Source organism: Acidovorax sacchari, from assembly GCF_042847045.1.
GTDB lineage: Bacteria > Pseudomonadota > Gammaproteobacteria > Burkholderiales > Burkholderiaceae_C > Paracidovorax > Paracidovorax sacchari.
In genome coordinates, this window is the sequence record NZ_AP035783.1 from 4,401,631 (window position 1) to 4,414,029 (window position 12,399).

General features: G+C 63.7%; 9 protein-coding genes. 5 read left to right on the forward strand and 4 right to left on the reverse strand.

The window, feature by feature from the left end; all coding sequences use genetic code 11:
• Positions 1-46: 46 nt before the first annotated feature.
• The 5 genes from ACGHC0_RS19490 to ACGHC0_RS19510 all read left to right on the forward strand — a co-directional run bounded on the left by ACGHC0_RS19490 (position 47) and on the right by ACGHC0_RS19510 (position 7,420).
• Positions 47-4,774, forward strand: coding sequence for an RHS repeat-associated core domain-containing protein (locus ACGHC0_RS19490; RefSeq protein ID WP_415266508.1), 4,728 nt, complete (start codon positions 47-49; stop codon positions 4,772-4,774).
• 7 nt (positions 4,775-4,781) lie between these two features.
• Complete coding sequence (locus ACGHC0_RS19495) at positions 4,782-5,051, forward strand: hypothetical protein (protein WP_415266509.1); 270 nt, start codon at positions 4,782-4,784, stop codon at positions 5,049-5,051.
• Between the two features lie 329 nt (positions 5,052-5,380).
• Positions 5,381-5,914 (forward strand): hypothetical protein, encoded by a 534-nt coding sequence (locus tag ACGHC0_RS19500; protein ID WP_415266510.1) that lies wholly within the window; start codon positions 5,381-5,383, stop codon positions 5,912-5,914.
• Positions 5,915-6,057: 143 nt separating this feature from the next.
• On the forward strand, positions 6,058-6,309 hold the full coding sequence (locus ACGHC0_RS19505; protein WP_415266511.1) for a hypothetical protein: 252 nt from the start codon (positions 6,058-6,060) through the stop codon (positions 6,307-6,309).
• 274 nt (positions 6,310-6,583) lie between these two features.
• A complete protein-coding gene (locus ACGHC0_RS19510; protein WP_415266512.1) occupies positions 6,584-7,420 on the forward strand; it encodes a hypothetical protein in 837 nt (278 codons plus the stop codon).
• A gap of 92 nt (positions 7,421-7,512) precedes the next feature.
• Here ACGHC0_RS19510 and ACGHC0_RS19515 read toward each other — a convergent pair whose 3' ends face one another.
• From ACGHC0_RS19515 to fdhD, 4 genes are all read right to left on the reverse strand, one after another.
• Complete coding sequence (locus ACGHC0_RS19515) at positions 7,513-7,998, reverse strand: group II truncated hemoglobin (RefSeq protein WP_415266513.1); 486 nt, start codon at positions 7,996-7,998, stop codon at positions 7,513-7,515.
• Positions 7,999-8,111: 113 nt separating this feature from the next.
• Positions 8,112-10,643: an ABC transporter permease gene (locus tag ACGHC0_RS19520; RefSeq protein WP_415266514.1), complete on the reverse strand. Its 2,532-nt coding sequence runs from the start codon at positions 10,641-10,643 to the stop codon at positions 8,112-8,114.
• A gap of 116 nt (positions 10,644-10,759) precedes the next feature.
• Positions 10,760-11,152 (reverse strand): hypothetical protein, encoded by a 393-nt coding sequence (locus ACGHC0_RS19525; protein WP_368352538.1) that lies wholly within the window; start codon positions 11,150-11,152, stop codon positions 10,760-10,762.
• A 127-nt stretch (positions 11,153-11,279) separates the two neighbouring features.
• The gene (gene fdhD / locus ACGHC0_RS19530) at positions 11,280-12,230 is read right to left on the reverse strand and encodes a formate dehydrogenase accessory sulfurtransferase FdhD (protein ID WP_405045367.1); all 951 of its coding nucleotides are present in this window, start codon (positions 12,228-12,230) and stop codon (positions 11,280-11,282) included.
• Positions 12,231-12,399: the final 169 nt, after the last annotated feature.

Here is a 12,399-nt window from a genome sequence, read left to right on the forward strand (position 1 = left end):
AGAAAAAGAAACACCGACACGAACAAGAACAGGGAGCCGACCGAGCATGGGAACGCATATCTTCAGCGGGGGCAATGGCGCGATCACCCAGGTCGCCAACGGATGGACGTTCGAGCCGGCCACCCCCGTCAAGCTCAAGACCAGTGGCAAGCCCGGCGTGGCATGGCACGCCAACAACAGCCGTGCCATCGACGTTCCGCTGGGCACCATCCGCGAGCACGGCACGCAGATGGCCAACCGCTACGGCGCCATGGACCAGGGCCAGCACGATCCGGTCAGCGTCATCGTGGGCCTGTTCACCAACGTGCGCGACAAGGTCAACGAACACGTGACCTACGTGAAGACGGTTGTCTATGAATCCGGCGAGATGGTCGTGAATGGCGTGACCACGCTGACGAACTCCATCCTGAGCAAGCTCGCCCCGGAAATCCAGCAGACGGTCCGCAACGGTGCCGACGTCCTGGGCGGCATGAAGGTCGAGCACTTCGAAGGCGCTGCGCAGGAGCAGATCGACGAGATCATGGAAATGCTCAAGGACCCGTCCACCTATGGAGGGCTGGCGCTGTCGATGGCGGCCACCGCGGCGCAGGGAGTGCCGGTGGTCGGGCAGGTACTGGGCGGTGCGGTGGTCGCCGACCGGATCGCGACCCTGGGAGAGTCGGGTATCGCTGCCGCCGAGGAACTGCGGGACATCATGCAAACCTGGAGCTCTCCGATGACGGAGGCGCAACGGGAAGCGGCCCGCAAGCGCCTGGCGAAATGGATGCTCGGGGCCGGTCTTGCCCTTCTGCTGGCCCTGGCCGGCAAGAAGTTCAAGATGCACACCAAGAGCAAGGGGAACAACGACAAAAAGCCCACGAGGGAGCAGAGCGACACACAGCCGCCCCACGGCAAGGGCCCCTGCGAATCGTGCGCCATCGGCAGCCCCGTGCTCATCTCCAGCGGTCAAAAGTCCATGGACGAAACGGACTTCACCCTCCCCGGCCCTGGCCCACTGCTGTCCCTGTCCTGGCGCAGGCGCTATCGCTCGGGCCTGGCCGAAGACGGGCCCTTCGGACGCGGCTGGAGCCACGCGGTGGCGCAGCAGTTGCGCCTCTCGGCCGAAGGGATGGTGCTGCTGGACGAAGCCGGACGCCACGTTCCGCTGCCCCTGGTGCCCGAAGGCACCGACTACTTCGACCCTTATGAGAAGTTCACCGTACGGCGCCCCGGCGCCGACCTGTGGATCGTCGAGCACAAGAGCGGCCTGCAGCACCACTTCCGCCGCGAGGCCCCAGAACAGTGGCGCCTGCCGCTCGCGCGTCTGCAGGACCGCGACGGCAACGCCATCGCGATGCACTGGGAGCCTATGGAACCCGGCACCGGCGGCACGGCAGAGCCGTTGACCTGGAGCGGCCGCCAGGAGCAAGAACGCCGGGGGCGTGAGGGAATGACTGTACGGCCCAGCCCCGATCCGTTCGCCGCAGCATTTCGCCCGCTGCGGCTCACCGGCGTCAGCGACACGGCCGGCCGCCACCTGCGCCTGACATGGCAGCGCTCTTCGGCCCCCGCGGCGCAGGATGCCCTGCAGGGCGAACGCATCGCACGCGTCGAACTTCTCGTGCCCGGCCATGCGCCCACCGAGCTCGCGCGCTACGACTACGATGCCCACGGCCAACTCGTCGCCACCCACCATGGCTCCGCCCCCTATCGCCAATACGCCTGGCGCTCGGGCGTGCTGGTGGGCTATCGCAAGGCCAGCGGCCACCGCTACTTCGCCCAATACGACCACGAAAGCCCCGAGGGCCGCGTGCTGCGCTCCTGGTGTGCCGACACGCCCGTGCCCGGCCAGGACGACGACCGCTTCGCCTACTTCCCCACTGAACGCATCACCCGCCACATCGACGGCCTGGGCCGCGTCACCGCCTACCACTGGGACGCGCGCTTCAACATCGTGGCCACCGTCACCGCCGAGGGCACGCCCGAGGCCGTGCGCGAGGAAACCCCCTTCGACGCCACGGGCACCCCGCGCGGACGCATCGACGCGCTGGGCCGGCGCACCAGCCTGCGCACCGACGCGCGCGGCAACATCGTGCAGGTCATCGATGCGCTGGGGCAGAGCACGCAGTTGCAATACGACCGGCGGGACCTCGTCACTGTGCTGCGCGATGCCATGGGCCATGCGTGGCGACGCGAGTACGACGCCCGCGGCCGTCTCGTGCGCTCCATCGATCCTCTGGAACAGGCCACCGGCTACGCTTACGACACGCATGGCCGGCCCGTGGAGATCACCGACGCGCGTGGCGGCATACGGCGCCTGGCCTGGGACGAGGCCGGCAACCTTGTCGCCACCACCGACTGCTCGGGCCGCTCGACACGCTTCGCCTACGGCCCCATGGGACAGATCCTGGAGCGCACCGATGCACTCGGCCACACCACGCGCTACGCCTATGACGGCACGGGCAGGCTGGTGCGTGTGGAAGAGCCCGGCACGAGCGGCGCACCCGCCGTCCACCAATACGCCTGGAACGGAGAAGGCCAGTTGCTGGCCTATTCCGACCCGCTCGGCCAGACCACCCGCTACACCTACGACGGCGCAGGCCGCCCCCTCACCCGCCAGGACGCGGCCGGCCGCACCCTGGCCTACCACTACGACGCAGCCGGCCGTCTCGTATCCCTCGTCAACGAAAACGGCGCCCGGACCACCTTCCGCTACGACCTGCGCGACCAACTCACCGACGAGATCGGCTTCGACGGCCGCTGGCAGCGCTACATCTACAACGCCGCGGGCGAACTGACGCACGTGATCGAAGCAGGCGGTTGCGAGGCCGGCCCGGGCAAGGTCACGGGCTTCGAACGCGACGCGCTCGGCCGGCTACTGGCCAAACGGTCGCAGGGGCATGGCACCGTGGAGGAGTCGAGCTATCGCTATGACGCGCTGGGCCGCCTCACCCAGGCGAACAATGGCGCGGCGCACCTCGCCTTCGCCTATGACCCGGTGGGGCAGTTGCTGTCGGAGACGCAAACACTGGTCGGCCAAGGTGGGGCGAGCATGGGTCGCAAGCGCCCTGGCCACCCAGCTTCTGACAACCTCGTGCGCACGCTCACCCATGCCTACGACCCGCTGGGCAACCGCATCCGCACGGGCCTGCCCGACGGGCGCACGCTGAACTGGCTGTTCTACGGCTCCGGACATCTGCACCAGATCAATATCGCCCCGGCGGACGGCCAGGGTGCCCACGAAGTCATCACCGACATCGAACGCGACGCCCTGCACCGTGAGATCGAGCGAAGCCAGGGCGCCGCCACCAGCCATTACAGGTGGGACCCGGCAGGCCGCCTCGTGCGCCACCGTGCCAGCCTGCAGGGCAGCGGCAATGTGGCGCCAGCGGCATCCACGGCTTCGAGCACGGTGCTGGAACGCGCCTACGCCTACGACGCCACGGGCCAGTTGGTGGCGCGTGCCGACACCTTGCGCGGCCGGCAGGACTTCCGCTACGACCCTACGGGGCGCATCCTCGCCGCGCTACCGGCCCAGGGCAGCACGCTCGCGCGGGAACTGTTCGCATTCGATCCTGCTGGCAACCTGCTGGACGCCAGCGAAGCGCAGATGCAGCGCCAGCAGGCGGTCCACGGCATGCCCCAGCAAGGCCTGGGCGTGGTGGGCGACAACCGCCTGCGCTTCTACCAGGACCTGCATTTCGAATACGACGTGCATGGCAACGTGACGAAGCGCACGCGCGGCAACCGCAAGGCGGGCCACCACGAAACCATCGAGCTGCGCTGGAACGCCGACCACCAACTCGTCAAATCCACCACCACCCGACACGGCGTGACGCAGGCCACTCGCTACGCCTACGATGCCCTTGGCCGCCGCGTTGCGAAGAGCGATCAGTTCGGCACAACGCACTACCTGTGGGATGGCGACTTGATGGTGCACAGCCAGCGCGGCGGGCGCGGTTCGCTGTTCATCTATGAGCCGGACAGCTTCGTGCCGCTGGCGACCATCCAGGGCTCGGCAGAGGAACAACATACCTACTGGTACCACTGCGACCAGATCGGGGCGCCGCTGGAGTTGACCGATGTGCAGGGGCAGATTGCCTGGGCGGTCGATTACAAGGTTTGGGGAGAGGCGGCGTTGCGGGCCGTGCCGAGAACAGCAACGGGTACGCATGGTATGCCGGAGCAGCGACGCGAGAGACACGGGCCAGAAACGGATGAACGTGGAACTGGTACCACGCTTGCGGAGCGGCTTGCCTTGCCACCTATAGAACAGCCCTTCCGGTTCCAGGGACAGCAGCTCGACGAAGAGACAGGGCTGCATTACAACCGGTTCAGGTATTACGACCCCACTGTAGGGAGGTTCATCAGCGAAGATCCAATAGGGTTATTTGGCGGTTTTAACTTATTCTCTTACGCCCAAAACCCTAACATTTGGATTGACCCACTAGGCTTAAATAGGCAACAGAAAAAACCATGCCAAACAAAAAGAAACTCTACGGAGCCTGCTCTTCCTGATAAAGTCATAGCAGAAAGCGATGGGATGAAGCTAGAGCATTACGTGCGAAGCGGCGACCACGGTCCTGCTCATTTCCACCTAAGGGGTGAAGGTGGAGTCAACATCCAGATCGGACAGAATGGAAAACCGCTGGACAGCAAAATAGAGCTGACAGCATCACAAAGAGCATTCATTGAAAATAACAAGTCCAAACTCAGGTCTGCCATTGACAAAATTCAAAGACACCACCGATATCAAAACTTGCCAACAGAATGCAATTGTTGCCACTTCAAATGAAGAAATCATGATTAAAAGCATCTGGATATTTAATGGAGAAAACTCAAAGTTTCCTTCCGCAGCATTCTCAAGTCTTGAATTAGCAGAAGAATGGATAGCAAAACACAAATTGAGCGGAGTACTTACAAACTACCCCATTGATCGGCCCGTTTATGAGTGGGCAATAGAGAATGGTCATTTCAACCCCAAGAACGAAAAAGAGAGATCCCCTCAATTTATCGGAAGATTTTCCAGCGCCACCCAAGAGCACATACATTACGAAGATGGAGCAAGCTGAGATGAAAGATGCGTACTCAACGCCTCGTCATTACAGCCGAGTCTTCAAGACCCCCGAATGGCATCGAACAGCAGTCTCTTGAGCCGGAAATTCTGGACCTCTAGCCTCTAAGGTGCTGTGTTTACTCTCTATACATGCCCCTGTGCTTAGCGTTCCATTTCCAAATGGCGGTCTCATTGAGACCGCCCTATCGGCAGATCTCCTTGACCGCCGTCGTGATTTAGCCTTAATGAGAGAGCCGGCAATTGCCACTTAGCAAAACCAAATTTTCTCGTTTTCCCTTCAGAGTGAGGACGTCAACTCAATAAAAACCTGTCGAATTAGCGCAAATGCTTTTGCAAATTCTTACACAAACATCAAATTCCATTGCAGCAAACAAGCTATTGGATGAAAAATTTCTAAAAACTTTAACTACACGCTCGCTGCAAGCACTCGGAGGTTTAATTACTCATCAATTCTTCAAAGAAAAAGGAAAAATAAACAAAGATATTTCTGCTTTAGTGCTTCATCAGCTATCAACCTTAGTCGAGGAAAATATCCTAAATTGGGAAACTATTGGAGCAACCCTGCCAATTAATGGCAGAGGCGATCCTGTTCCCGAGGCCTTCAAAAAAATAGATCAAGAGCTAAAGGGCCTGGCAAGCCAAGTGACCGATTACTCAACTGAAATTGGGCTGTGCGCCCTCTACACAAGCGATCACAGCGAATCTCGATCTTTTCTCCTACGCTTATTAAGCGTAACCAATCTCGCAAACTGCGAATCAATTGACGCAGTCATCTTAAATCTCTTACCGAGAGGGGACGGATGGGGGCCGACGATTTCACAAGAAGAATACACAATAATAACAAGAAATTTTGTGTAATTCTCCAGATATTTTATTCCCCGAACACTCACGCTTGAACAAAAGATCGCAGATCGCCAAAAATCCCAATCGGTTCGCCAATAATCTCTACGAATCAAGGGATGATTTGAGCTTCAGTGCATACATGCATATGCCTAGGAAAGGTGAAGAACATCCACTCAGAGAGAGCCTCCGTTCTCCCGCTACAGGACAACGATGTTCAAAAAAATGACGAGCAAAGCTTCTTCAGCTCCAACAACAGAGAAATAAAATTCCGGATTGAACAAAAATTATCAGTGCATCTAAAAGCGATCACCAAACACAATGATCCTGTAGAGATTTCTGCCGAGGAAGCTATTGAAATTAGCGAAAAGCCAAAAGCATTTTTACTCAAAATTTTGACAAATGAAAATTAAGAAATTTCAGTTGTATGCCACTTCTACGGATAATGAAAAATCGTTTAAAACCCATGAAATCGCCATATCAGCCGACCCAGCCACCTTGCGCAAAATAGGGATATTTTTTATTAATTCCGCTCACGAAATGGATCTTAATGAAACGGACCACATCCACTTGCAGGACAGGTTCACAGAGTTCTCTCACCAGAAACATTGCGAGATAGTTCTGATCAACAGGAAAAAAATGAAACGGCAATGATTTCTGAACCATCAAAGCCAAGAGAGATGACCATTGATAAAAGAGCATGCCATTTTCACGCCGCCCTTCCTAACCCAGTTCTGCATTGAAGAATTACCGGACCAAGGACAAATATTCATCAAGCGTTTTATTTTCAAATTTTCAGACATCTTATGCTCTTCGCCCGAGGAAACTGCTGTACTTGGAACATACGCCCTGGATTTAGAGAAAGAAATCACCAACATAGCAAACCAAGATCCGATAAGAAACACATTCACATATGGCAATATTTCATTGCAGGCGACCGCTCCATATATAGCCGATGCAAGCTCATTGCTCGGTTTGCTGGAATCCGAAGAACATAAATTCAAGGTACTGAATGGTCCAGAATTCTTCGATGGCCACGAGGGATATCTAATTAAGTGTCAAGATCACGACATTTTCTTTGGCGGCGACGTATTTTTTGGCTTCCCGTTCAAAGCCCACTTCGTTCAGGTTCCATCTGGCAGCTATGAGGAGCATGTTCAAAAAACACTTGCAATATTAAAAGAAGAATACAGCGCAGCTCATCAACGCGCTTTTATCAATTTCATTAACTCCAACTGCAATAATTTTTTCATCTCGGAAACAGCACCCCGATATATTTCTCTATCAGCCAAGAAAAGAATAATAAATTTCTTCATAGAAAATAATCTTTTTCGCGACTCGCAAAAGAACCTCAATCGAAACTCAGTAGAAATAAAATTCTCCGACCTCAACGAACTAGGCTGGGCTGTAAGCCAGTTTGCAAACAAAAAATGGATCCATGCCAAAACCACTCGAAGCGGTAACCCAGATGTTGTGGCATTGAAACGCGAGCTCGAAAACATCAAGAAAAGATTGGGCGTGTGAAACCGTCTCCCTCTGGATGCCAAAACGTATCCGGCAGACGGTCCTACAGGAGACAAGGAACTAATATATTGCTGAGCGCAATAGCAGGCCCCTCACCCACCCCGATTTCTCATCCAATCCGCCGTCCCCATGAAACTCTCCCGCAGCCTCATCCGCAGCGCCTCGGGCACGCCGGTCTCCCCCATCGCCTGGTCCATGCACGCCACCCACTGGTCGCGCTCCTTGATGCCGATGGAAAACGGCATGTGCCGCATGCGCAGGCGGGGGTGGCCGAAGCGTTCAATGTAATGGCCCGGCCCGCCGAGCCAGCCGCAGAGGAACCAGAAGAGCTTGTCGCGCGCATCGGCCAGGGTGGTGCCGTGCGCGGCGCGCAGTTCCTTGTATTCCGGCTCCAGGTCCATGAGGTCGTAGAAGCGGTCCACGAGGGTGCGCACGGCGGGTTCGCCGCCGATCCAGTCGAAGGGCGTGGTGGCTGGAGATGGCTGCTCCGTCGCCTCGGCAGAGGTTGCCGGGGACGGGGCCGAGGCGGGAGCAGAGGCGGAGTCGGAAACGGAGGAAGAAGGATCGATCGTCGTCATCCGCGGACTATGGCACGCCTCGCTGCATCCTCCCGACGGCCCCGGGGCTCATCCGGCTTGCCCGTGACCTGCCCTCCCCTTCTTCTCTGTCACTCAATCATTCATTCGCTCACTCACTCCGCCGCCCGCCGCAGCGTCTCCACCACCGGGCGCCGCAGCACTTCCCGCAATCCCCACCAGCCGGCACCCGGGGCCAGCAGCGCCCCCGCGAGGGCGCCGGCCAGGGGCACCCAGGGAGCGGCGGTCCACTGGAAGTCGAACACGTAGCGCGCGAGGGCCCAGCCCACGGCGACGGCGACGGTGCTGGCCAGGAAGCCCGCGAGCAGGCCGATGCCGGCGAGCTCGGCGCGCTGCACCTGGCGCAGCAGGCTGGCGCGGGCGCCCACGGCGCGCATGATGGCGAATTCGCGGGCGCGCTCTTCGCGCGTGGCGGTGACGGCCGCAAAAAGCACGACGAGGCCGGCCGCGAGCGTGAAGCCGAACAGGAATTCGACGGCCCGCACGACCTGCCCGAGCACGCGCTGCACCTGGGCCAGGGTGGCGCCCATGTCCACGTTGGTGATGTTGGGGAAGGCCTGCACCAGGTGGTTGTCGAAGCCGGGCGTGGTGGGCGCGCGGTAGGCCGCCAGGTAGGTGACGGGCAGCTCGGGCGGCATGCGGTCGGTGGTGTACATCACGAAGAAATTGGCGCGCAAGGAGCTCCAGTCCACCTTGCGCAGGCTGGTGATGCGCGCCTCGCTGGGCACGCCGGCGATGTCGAAGCGCAGGGTGTCGCCCAGCTTCAGGCCCAGGGTTTCGGCGATGCCGTCCTCCACACTGATCTCGCCGGCCGCGCCATCCGTCCAGCGGCCGGCCACCACGGTGTTGTGCTCCGGCGCCTTCGCGGCGTTGGAGAGGTTGAATTCGCGGTCCACGAGGCGCTGGGCGCGGTCGTCGGTGTAGTCCTGCGGGCCCACCTCGCGGCCGTTGATGGCCACGAGGCGGCCGCGGATCATGGGGAACCAGTCGTAGCGGCGCACGCCCGCGTCGCGCAGCGCGGCCTGGAAGGCGTCGGCCTGGTCGGGCATGACGTTGATGACGAAGCGGTCGGGCGCGTCGGCGGGGGTGGCGCGCTGCCAGCTGTCGATGAGGTCGGTGCGCAGCAGCACGAGCAGCACCAGGGCCAAAAGGCCCACGGCCAGGCTGCTGACCTGCACGACGGCATAGACGGGGCGGGCCGCGATCTGGCGCGTGGCCAGCACCAGCCAGCGCGGGGCGGTGGCCTCGTTGACGCTGGCGCGCAGCACCTTGACGGCCACCCAGCCCAGCAGCGCGAACAGCACCACCGCGCCCGCGAAGCCGCCCACGGCGATGAGGCCGAGCTTGCGGTCGCTGCTCACGGCCAGCAGCAGCGCGGCGAAGCCGGCCACGCCCACGCCGAGCACGGCGAGCGATGCGGGCTTGAGGGCGCCCAGGTCGCGCCGGATGACGCGCAGCGGCGGCACGCGGGCCAGTTGCAGCACGGGCGGCAGGCCGAAGGCCATCATCAGGGTGAGCCCCATGCCGAAGCCGAAGGCCACGGGCCAGAGGCTGGGTGCGGGCAAGGTGGCCTCGACGAGGCCGGCGAGCAGTAGCACGAAGACGTGGTGCACCGCATAGCCCAGGGCCACGCCCACGGCGCTCGCGAAAACGCCCACCAGCGCGAACTCCACCACGTAGCCACCCGCGATGCCGCGCTGGCTCTGCCCGAGCACGCGCAGCAGCGCGGCGGCGTCGAGGTGATCGCTCGCGAAGCCGCGTGCGGCCAGGGCGACGGCCACGGCGGAGAGCAGCGCGGCCAGCAGGGCGACGAGGCTGAGGAATTTGCGGGCGCGGTCCAGCGTCTGGCGCATTTCCGGGCGGCCGCTGTCGAGCGATTCGACCCGCACGCCGTGGACGCCCGGTGCCTGCACGGCCTGGGCGGCCCAGGCGGTGTATTGCTGCACCGCGGCGGGCGCGTCCCCGGCCACGGCGAAGCGATAGGTGAGCCGGCTGGCCGGTTGCACGAGGCCGCTGGCGGGCAGGTCGGCAGCGTTCACCATGGCGCGCGGCGCGAAGCTCATGAAGCCGGCTCCGCGGTCGGGCTCGATGGCGATGGTGCGCGCGATGCGCAGGCGGGCGTCGCCCAGCAGCAGCGTATCGCCCAGCTTCAGGCCCAGGGACTCCAGCAGCGCGGGATCGACCCAGACCTCGCCGCGCGCCGGGATGTCACGCGTGGCCGCCGCGGGCGCACCCGGCGCATCGGCGGTCTGCAGGCTGCCGCGCAGCGGGTAGCCGGGCTCCACGCTCTTGAGGGCCACGAGCCGGCTGGCGCCGCCCTGGGCATCGTCCGCACGCCCCATCGTGGGAAAGCCGATGGTGGTCACGCCGCGCAGCCCCAGGGCGCGCGCCTTGTCGATGAAGGCCTCGGGCGTGGGCTGGTCGCTGGCGATGACCACGTCCCCGCCCAGCAGCTGCAGTGCGTCCCGCTCCAGTCCGCCCTGCAGGCGGTCGGAGAAGAACCCCACGGAGGTGAGGGCCGCGACGGCCAGGGCCACGGCGACGGTGAGCAGGCGCAGGCCGCCCGCGCGCAGGTCGCGCCGGAGCATGCGCCAGCCCAGCTGGATGAAGGGCGGCAGGGAGGTCATGGGCGGCTACCTTAGCGCAAACGCGGCAGCCCTCCGCCGCGCCGGGGCACCCGGTCGCGCAGGGACGCGCTGCAAGGCCCGCAAGGGCACAGGGGCCACGGCCGCCGATGCGCCGCTCAGGCGCCGCCGATGCCGACGGTCACCCGTCCGGTGCCGGCGCATTCGGTGCAGGGCGCGCCTTCGCGCCGGCCCGTGCCGCCGCAGGCGGGGCAGAGGTTCTCGCCCGTACCGGGCGTGCCGGGGGCGGCTTCGTCGCCCGGCGCCAGCGGGGGCGTGGCCGGGCGCGGATCGCGTCCTCCCTGCCCCGCGGGCTGGTCGGATGCGCCCGGCCGCGGCACCGGGCCTGCCGGGGCGCCGGCTTGGGGCGTCTCGTTGTCGAACGCCGCGCCCGGGTCTTCCTCGCCCGCGACGGAATGGCCGAAGGAGAGCGGATCGCGGCCGGGCTGGCCGCCCGGCGGCTGCGGGTTGGAAGGGGACGGCGTGGGGGCGCCGGAAGATGGGGATGCCATAAGGGATGTGCCTCCTGAAGGAAAGGCGGACCGGGGCGCCAGCGCGGCGCCAAAGCCCGTCCCCGGTTCGGGCAATCCGCATGCCCGGGCCCGGCGCCGGCGGTGCGACCGGCCGGTGCCGCGCCGTTCAGGAATCGGGGCTGGCGGTGTAGCGCACAGCACGCGGCGGGCGGCACAGGCCCCAGAGCGCGATACCGGCCTGCGCCGCCAGGTCCACGGCCAGGGAGGTGGGTGCGGAGACGGTGGCGAGCAGGGGGATGTCGAGCCGGGCGCATTTGCGCACCAGTTCGTAGCTGGCGCGGCTGGACATTACGACGAAGCCGTCTTCGCCGGAGCGCCCCTGCAGCGCGAGGCGGCCGATCAGCTTGTCGAGCGCGTTGTGGCGCCCCACGTCTTCCAGCAGGTCGGTGAGTTCGCCCTCCGGCGTGGCCCAGGCCGCGGCATGCAGGGCGCCCGCGGCGGCGTTCAGCACCTGCAGGGCCGGCATGGTGGCCACCGCGCGCAGCACCACGCCGGCCGGCAGCGCCGCGGCCCAGGAGCGCGCGCGGACGCGCTCGGGCACGAGGTCCAGCGCCTGCAGGCTGTCGATGCCGCACAGGCCGCAGCCCGTGCGTCCGGCCAGCGCCCGGCGGCGCTCCTTGAGGCGCGCGAAGCAGCGCGTGGCGATCTCCAGGTGTACCTCGCAGGCCACGCCCCCGCCGCCGGCCTGCGGGCCGTTGCGCGAGAACACGTCGATGCCGCGGCAGTCCGCGGGCGAGTCGATCAGCCCCTCGCTGAGCGCGAAACCCAGCGCGAAGGCCTGCAGGTCCGAGGGCGTGGCCATCATGACGGCATGCGACAGGCCGTTGAAGACCAGGGCGACGGGGACTTCCGACGCCACGGCATCGTCCTGCCAGGCCAGGGCATCCACAGGCGGCGCCCCCGCAGCGGCCGGCGTGTTGCCGGCCCCCCCCGCATGGCGTTGCACGGCACGCGCCACCACGGGCTCCGGCACGGGCGCAGCAGGCACTTCGCAGTCTTTATCGCCCTCGCCATCCTCGCCTCCCCGTGGGCCCGGGCCACCGGCAACGGCCGGCATGGTGCAGGCATCGGCCATCCTGCCGGCCGCCTGCATACGCCCGGCCTCGGTGAGGTAGGCCAGCCAGCGGTCGCCGTCCTGGGCCACGCGCACCCATCCCGGCCCCGGCGTGCCGCCCAGCACGGCGTCGCCGAGCAGGTGCAGGCGGTGCAGGCGGCGCAGCACGGCG

Bases quoted from the DNA above. Each gene is read 5' to 3' on its own strand.
- ACGHC0_RS19500 (WP_415266510.1), top strand. From the start codon at position 5,381: ATGCTTTTGCAAATTCTTACACAAACATCAAATTCCATTGCAGCAAAC.
- fdhD (WP_405045367.1), bottom strand. From the start codon at position 12,230: ATGCCGGCCGTTGCCGGTGGCCCGGGCCCACGGGGAGGCGAGGATGGC.
- ACGHC0_RS19520 (WP_415266514.1), bottom strand. From the start codon at position 10,643: ATGACCTCCCTGCCGCCCTTCATCCAGCTGGGCTGGCGCATGCTCCGG.
- ACGHC0_RS19515 (WP_415266513.1), bottom strand. From the start codon at position 7,998: ATGACGACGATCGATCCTTCTTCCTCCGTTTCCGACTCCGCCTCTGCT.
- ACGHC0_RS19495 (WP_415266509.1), top strand. From the start codon at position 4,782: ATGATTAAAAGCATCTGGATATTTAATGGAGAAAACTCAAAGTTTCCT.
- ACGHC0_RS19525 (WP_368352538.1), bottom strand. From the start codon at position 11,152: ATGGCATCCCCATCTTCCGGCGCCCCCACGCCGTCCCCTTCCAACCCG.
- ACGHC0_RS19490 (WP_415266508.1), top strand. From the start codon at position 47: ATGGGAACGCATATCTTCAGCGGGGGCAATGGCGCGATCACCCAGGTC.